The following is a 4469-nucleotide window of genomic DNA, read 5'->3' as shown; positions in this document are numbered from 1 at the left end:
TGTACCCAGGCTTTTTTTAGACATAGCAATCCTATTGCCAGGTTTTCATCGCCTGTTGCAGCGATAATTCCGGCTCTTCCTCATGGGGCATAAAGTCAGTGATTTTTACGGGACTGCCTTTGCCGCGATGGGCATTGGCGTAGAGGGTGGCGAGTAGTGCCGTGGATCTTTCGGTGCGCATCCCCGGATGCAGGGAGCCGCGTTTTTTACGGTAGAGCGCCCAGCGCTGCACTTCCTCATAACTGAGCCGCTGCTGGGCCTCGGCTATGGTGCAACCGCCGATGCCGTTCAGCACCAGCTCGTGCCAGAGTTCGTCTAGCTCGCTGAGCTTTGCGCCTTTCCCAGATTATTGACCGCACCGATTTCCAGCAGCAGCGCCTGGGTCAGATTCGCATTCAGGGGGCCGCGCTCTGGGTCTGCCTCGCCGGTAATATCTTCAGGGGTAAATACCGGCTTGCCCTCGGCATCGACAACACAGGCAGCAATACGCCCGGCAATTACATCGCCCTCACCACGCAGCGCTGCCACATCACTGACGGCACTGTAGTAAGACAGGCGGCGGACATAAACGGTTGCGGTTAATTCCTGCTCGCCCTGTTTCCAGGTGATGGAACGCTCAAGCGGCGCACCAGAAAAGCTGCCCTGCTGCTGCAGGGATTCAATGGTTAATTGCATGACTTAGCCCTTACGTTGAAGCTTTAGGAGTCCAGGCCGAACCGCCGCTGCGCTGGATCGACATTTCACCGGTGACCAGGCTGTTCTGCTGGAAATCAAAGGGGAAGTCAGCCACATAGCCTTCGAAGGTAAACCAGGTGCGGCTAACCGGCAGGGTAAAATTTTTGCTATCCACCGTGGGCGGCTCAGTGCCATCACTCCAGCCCACCGCCCATTGAATACTGCCCACGGTGTCATCCTGGGACAGCGCATGCAGCCGCTTATGCACGGCATTTTGTGGGTTTATTTTCAGCCCCACCGATGCCTGCCCCGGTGTACGCAGTCCACGCTTGAACTTCTTATCCAAGTCTTCCAGGGAAGTGTCATCCAGCTGGTCCGCTGGATTGCCGCCGGGGTTAAATGAATTGACCCCAGTCACTTTCATAACAGTGTCATCTGCCGGATCGATAAAATAGATATTGGTGCCCTGAGCCAATTGGGACATAGGGATTCTCCAGTCTCGTTAGTGGTAATAAAAGTCCGACGCAGGGGTGCGTCATTCAGTGGAATATTGGGCGCTGTAGGTCAGGCGCACTTCGCCCAAGGGGTGGTCCTGATCCAGGGCGAAATCGGTTTGCGATAGGGAGAAGATTTCGCAGGCCCCGCCCAGGGTGCGATCTTGTAAAACACCCTCAACTTCCGACGCAGCCTGATCCAGTAATTCATAGATATCCCCCCGGCTATGCACCACCACCGCTACCACAAGATCCAGCCGGCGGGTGGTGCCAGAGAAGCCTTGTTCGGTTTGTTCCGTGGCAAAGCCGACGAGAATGGCCGGCAGCTTTTCCGGCTCGATGCCTTCCGTGGTACCGGCAGAGGGGAAGTTGTAGCCGGGTAGGGTTTTTAGCTTGCTTAATACGGCATCGCGGATGGTGATGCGTTGGGTCATTGGGATTGCTCCAGGAATTTTGGGCATAAAAAAACCCGCTGGTGCGGGTTTGTGTGTTTACAGTGCAGCAATACTTACCAAACTAACAATCTTCGCTTTGATAGTTACCTAAATCTCAATGACCCAGGAAAATTAAAAAAAGGGACAGTTTTACTCATAGTCACTTGTTATGCCTCTCAATGTTTATACTCAAGGTTTCAGGTTGAAGTAATGTTTACTAACCCATTTGAATTGAGGATACGGAATGAATTCCATGTTACCTGGTACAGGGTTACCCTCTGGAGTTTCTCCAATATAGATAACAGGGGTGCTGTTGCTGGGGAACTGAAATACACGTCCAAGTGATTGCATATAACTGAAGCAGTTTTCAAGATCAAGCTTGTAGATATCAAGGTACTTAAATGATATTTTCCTGATGATATTCACATACTCTGTAATCATTGGGAAGATGTCTATTTTCCCTTCCAGAGTGCAAATGTCGCGCTTAAGGTTCTCGCTCCAATTGTACCCTGAATCAAGAAGTTTTCCTTTGTTCAGTTCAAGCTTGTTTGATACGGTTTTCTCGCCGAGAACAATATTGTCAACTTTGATCTCGACATTATCAATAGGTAGATAGCTATGCTGTGAGTAGTTACGCATCTCATATAAAAATCTGTACGAGAGGTTTTGACTGTGAAGGCCTTTTCTATAGTTGTCCCACTCTAGAAAAATATCAGATTTTTCGCCAAACTCTCTTCTAATACTCGCAGAGGCACAACATAAAAATGATGTCGCTGACGAGAGAAAATTCGTTGCCTTCTGAGTTGCTTCAACTAGATATGATAAAAGGTTATCGACATTTGTTGCATCAGGCGTATCACTTTCATCAATAAGACGATGACACTTTGAAATTACTTCGCCTAACTCGTTATAACTTAGCTCTACTGACTCGTAAGAAATTAAAATAGGCTGCACTTTAAATATAATACCTAGATTGCTATTTAGTTTATCATAACATTCGTCGTTGAAGTCTTTCTTAGATATACCAAAATCGAAGCTGCCATTTTCCCCTTTTATGAAATGGCCAATTCTTCTCCTTATTTTTGGCATGGACTCGATCTCCTTAGAGCATAACGCCTTACAGCAAGCGCGCATCTTTTGCGTCGCCTTGCCTGTTATTGTTATGTGATTTAACTGCGCAGAACCAGAATGCTAATGATACAACGAAACCACCTACTGCATAAAACCCATAACCAGTCTGCTGAAGTTGTGCAGGCATAATGCTATCAGTCAGTTGAATAAATTGAAAGCTAATAGCCACAACTAAACCGGTTAGAGCATAAGCCCACCAATTTCCTATATTAAGTTTTGATAATAAGAAATGAAGTGGGACACCAAAAAATAGAACAAGTACAAAAGATACAGCCACAATTCCAAAAGCAAACATTAGGATGACAATAAGACCATCAAGTGAAAGAAGGCTTGGACCTCGAAATAATGAATCCACAACCATGACAATAACCAAAAGCAATGAAGCTAGTGGCGATAGAAATACAGCTGTGAGGGTATGCTTAATGTTCATACTTGACCACATAACGCCCCGCACAGGGGCAGACAAAAAAGCGCAGCGTTTTGGCTGTCCCAGCGACCAACGGGAGCGATTGCTGCGGCTTGTTATGTGTAGTGGACCTACCCAATTACTCGCCCTCAACTTCTTCGGGAGCCAAAAATGGCACTGATGAGTGAAGCTTTTCTTTTAAGCAACGGCCATGAGAATAAAGCGACTGAAATTGGTCATTCCCCAGATCCAAATTCATTACCACAAGCGATTTATTGTCAATAGTTTCCCCACAAAAGCAGCATTGGCCTTTAGGGTGTAGAGACTCACTAAACATCTGCTTTATCTTCTTCATGTTCACGAGCGATAGTCATTCGTTGTATACACATAACGCCCAGCGTTGGCTGTCGCTCTGCCGCTGATTGTTATGCTAGCGGACCTCGAAAATGTATAGTTTCTTGGGTTTGCCTTCAATTGGGACCCAAACCTCTTTGATGCCTTTAAAGTCCAAGACCAGATCGGCTTCTTCCAAGATGCTTTGGCCTTGAACGAGACCATCCCAGTACACCCCGCCACAAGTCCAGTAAATTGGAGCCTCTTTTTCAGGGGTAGTTACCATTAACTCACCACTTTCCGGCCTGGTGATACTTAGCTCATGTTCTTTGAACGCGGCGGCATAAATAAAATTTTTTCCTTCAATAGTCATGATTTCAGGAAGCTCTATATCTCTCACTTCTTGCGACGCACAGCCGCCAATAGAGATTAAAAATATTGCGAGAAATATACGATTCACTTTATTCCTACCTGAGCATAACGCCCGCAACACCGGGCCGTTTGGAGCGCAGCGGAAAACGGGTCCGCGTGCTTGCGTTTGTTATACGAAAGATGGTTGCTGGTCTGCATATCCCCATACCCTGTAAAGCCCATTTTCTAAGGAGTATGGGATATTGTACTTTTTCAGAACAGTTACTATAAAGCCACTGAAGTCAGTAATTCTATCACTCAAAAGATTGCCCCTTCGCTCTCTTTTGAATGGGTCAATATCCATCCACTCGATACAGCTAGATTGACCGTAGCGAACCCATTCCCAATCAAGTAGCGAAAACCCAGGCATTGCCTCTAAGTCTCGTAGATATTTAAGCCTGACTTGAGGTTCGAAATCAGTGTTACTTGTAATGGCATTAGCGAGCTCTCGCCACTTTGTTTTGTTCATATACGAAACAAGGTGCCGCTCTTCAATAAATTTTAGTGTTTCTTCGTTCATTGCCTACGTATAACAGTTAATTCAAAAGAAGCGTCTTTATATCACCCTTCTCTATATTTCTAAGC

8 protein-coding genes are annotated in these 4469 nt (G+C 46.5%); all 8 read right to left on the bottom strand.

The features are described 5' to 3' along the window. Window positions 1-31: 31 nt before the first annotated feature. The 8 genes from MO867_RS20670 to MO867_RS24180 all read right to left on the bottom strand — a co-directional run bounded on the left by MO867_RS20670 (window position 32) and on the right by MO867_RS24180 (window position 4404). Window positions 32-295: a phage tail assembly protein T gene (locus MO867_RS20670; protein WP_252472630.1), complete on the bottom strand. Its 264-nt coding sequence runs from the start codon at window positions 293-295 to the stop codon at window positions 32-34. A gap of 20 nt (window positions 296-315) precedes the next feature. Then, entirely contained in the window at window positions 316-675 is a 360-nt protein-coding gene (locus MO867_RS20665) for a phage tail assembly chaperone family protein, TAC (protein ID WP_252472629.1), read from the bottom strand. Between the two features lie 10 nt (window positions 676-685). Next, the gene (locus tag MO867_RS20660) at window positions 686-1159 is read right to left on the bottom strand and encodes a phage tail tube protein (protein ID WP_252472628.1); all 474 of its coding nucleotides are present in this window, start codon (window positions 1157-1159) and stop codon (window positions 686-688) included. Between the two features lie 51 nt (window positions 1160-1210). Beyond that, on the bottom strand, window positions 1211-1603 hold the full coding sequence (locus MO867_RS20655) for a hypothetical protein (RefSeq protein WP_252472627.1): 393 nt from the start codon (window positions 1601-1603) through the stop codon (window positions 1211-1213). A 189-nt stretch (window positions 1604-1792) separates the two neighbouring features. Further along, entirely contained in the window at window positions 1793-2692 is a 900-nt protein-coding gene (locus MO867_RS20650; RefSeq protein ID WP_252472626.1) for a hypothetical protein, read from the bottom strand. Between the two features lie 28 nt (window positions 2693-2720). Beyond that, a complete protein-coding gene (locus tag MO867_RS20645; RefSeq protein ID WP_252472625.1) occupies window positions 2721-3164 on the bottom strand; it encodes a hypothetical protein in 444 nt (147 codons plus the stop codon). A 406-nt stretch (window positions 3165-3570) separates the two neighbouring features. Continuing rightward, the gene (locus MO867_RS20640) at window positions 3571-3933 is read right to left on the bottom strand and encodes a hypothetical protein (protein ID WP_252472623.1); all 363 of its coding nucleotides are present in this window, start codon (window positions 3931-3933) and stop codon (window positions 3571-3573) included. 81 nt (window positions 3934-4014) lie between these two features. After that, complete coding sequence (locus MO867_RS24180; protein WP_373565919.1) at window positions 4015-4404, bottom strand: DUF6678 family protein; 390 nt, start codon at window positions 4402-4404, stop codon at window positions 4015-4017. Window positions 4405-4469: the final 65 nt, after the last annotated feature.

The organism is Microbulbifer okhotskensis (assembly GCF_023895975.1).
Taxonomy (GTDB): Bacteria; Pseudomonadota; Gammaproteobacteria; order Pseudomonadales; family Cellvibrionaceae; genus Microbulbifer; species Microbulbifer okhotskensis.
This window is presented reverse-complemented; position numbering and strand designations above follow the sequence as displayed.

Excerpts from the sequence above, each read along its gene's own strand:
- MO867_RS20650 (WP_252472626.1), bottom strand. The coding sequence starts at position 2,692 with ATGCCAAAAATAAGGAGAAGAATTGGCCATTTCATAAAAGGGGAAAAT.
- MO867_RS20665 (WP_252472629.1), bottom strand. The coding sequence starts at position 675 with ATGCAATTAACCATTGAATCCCTGCAGCAGCAGGGCAGCTTTTCTGGT.
- MO867_RS20645 (WP_252472625.1), bottom strand. The coding sequence starts at position 3,164 with ATGAACATTAAGCATACCCTCACAGCTGTATTTCTATCGCCACTAGCT.
- MO867_RS24180 (WP_373565919.1), bottom strand. The coding sequence starts at position 4,404 with ATGAACGAAGAAACACTAAAATTTATTGAAGAGCGGCACCTTGTTTCG.
- MO867_RS20655 (WP_252472627.1), bottom strand. The coding sequence starts at position 1,603 with ATGACCCAACGCATCACCATCCGCGATGCCGTATTAAGCAAGCTAAAA.
- MO867_RS20660 (WP_252472628.1), bottom strand. The coding sequence starts at position 1,159 with ATGTCCCAATTGGCTCAGGGCACCAATATCTATTTTATCGATCCGGCA.